Genomic DNA, 1,830 nt, shown 5'->3' with positions numbered 1-1,830 from the left:
ATTAATCGTAACCACGGTGGTAGTAACCGCCTTGCCGATTTCAAAAGTCTTGCTGTCGCTGCTGCTCAAATAGTTCGCGGTTTCCGCATAAGTATAACTTGCCGTGGCCGTTCCAGCATCGGTGTTGTTCGAATAATCTGCCGGTGGGGTCAAATTCAATCCTCCCGCACCCGTTACGCTAACTGTCGCCGGAGTTTGAGCCGAACCTGTGTAAGCGAAAGGTCCTCCATTAATAGTAACCACGGTGGTAGTAACTGCCTTGCCGATAGTAAAATTCTTGCTGTCACTGCTGCTCAAATAGTTCGCGGTTTCCGCGTAAGTGTAACTTGCCGTGGCCGTTCCAGCATCGGTGTTGTTCGAATAATCTGCCGGCGGGGTCAAATTCAATCCCCCTGCCCCAACAACACTTACTGTCGCCGGAGTTTGGGCCGAACCCGTATAAGCGAAAGGTCCTCCATTAATCGTAACCACGGTGGTAGTAACTGCCTTGCCGATTTCAAAAGTCTTGCTGTCACTGCTGCTCAAATAGTTCGCGGTTTCCGCGTAAGTATAACTTGCCGTGGCCGTTCCAGCATCGGTGTTGTTCGAATAATCTGCCGGCGGAGTCAAATTCAGTCCTCCCGCACCCGTTACGCTAACTGTCGCCGGAGTTTGAGCCGAACCCGTATAAGCGAAAGGTCCTCCATTAATCGTAACCACGGTGGTAGTAACTGCCTTGCCGATTTCAAAAGTCTTGCTGTCACTGCTGCTCAAATAGTTCGCGGTTTCCGCGTAAGTGTAACTTGCCGTGGCTGTTCCCGCATCCGTGTTGTTCGAATAATCTGCCGGTGGGGTTAAATTCAATCCTCCCGCACCCGTTACGCTAACTGTCGCCGGAGTTTGAGCCGAACCTGTGTAAGCGAAAGGTCCTCCATTAATAGTAACCACGGTGGTAGTAACCGCCTTGCCGATAGTAAAATTCTTGCTGTCACTGCTGCCTAAATAGTTCGCGGTTTCCGCGTAAGTATAACTTGCCGTGGCCGTTCCAGCATCGGTGTTGTTCGAATAATCTGCCGGTGGGGTCAAATTCAATCCCCCTGCCCCAACAACACTTACTGTCGCCGGAGTTTGGGCCGAACCCGTATAAGCGAAAGGTCCTCCATTAATCGTAACCACGGTGGTAGTAACCGCCTTGCCGATTTCAAAAGTCTTGCTGTCGCTGCTGCCTAAATAGTTCGCGGTTTCCGCGTAAGTATAACTTGCCGTGGCCGTTCCAGCATCGGTGTTGTTCAAATAATCTGCCGGTGGGGTTAAATTCAATCCTCCCGCACCCGTTACGCTAACTGTCGCCGGAGTTTGAGCCGAACCTGTGTAAGCGAAAGATCCTCCATTAATCGTAACCACGGTGGTAGTAACCGCCTTGCCGATTTCAAAAGTCTTGCTGTCATTGCTGCTCAAATAGTTCGCGGTTTCCGCGTAAGTATAACTTGCCGTGGCCGTTCCAGCATCGGTGTTGTTCGAATAATCTGCCGATGGGGTTAAATTCAGTCCTCCCACACCCGTTACGCTAACTGTCGCCGGAGTTTGAGCCAAACCTGTGTAAGTGAAAGGTCCTCCATTAATCGTAACCACGGTGGTAGTAACCGCCTTGCCGATTTCAAAAGTCTTGCTGTCGCTGCTGCTCAAATAGTTCGCGGTTTCCGCATAAGTATAACTTGCCGTGGCCGTTCCAGCATCGGTGTTGTTCGAATAATCTGCCGGTGGGGTCAAATTCAATCCTCCCGCACCCGTTACGCTAACTGTCGCCGGAGTTTGAGCCGAACCTGTGTAAGCGAAAGGTCCTCCATTAAT

The 1,830-nt window shown here is 51.0% G+C and carries 1 protein-coding gene; it reads right to left on the bottom strand.

Annotation, left to right across the window (positions count from 1 at the left end; translation table 11 throughout):
• On the bottom strand, window positions 1–1,830 hold a 1,830-nt coding region (locus AC1DY0_RS18950; protein WP_477190137.1), incomplete at both ends, for a beta strand repeat-containing protein.

It is taken from the genome of Flavobacterium sp. P1_E4, assembly GCF_056405915.1.
The sequence above is the reverse complement of the archived record's forward strand: the minus strand, read 5'-3'. Positions and strand labels throughout refer to the sequence as shown.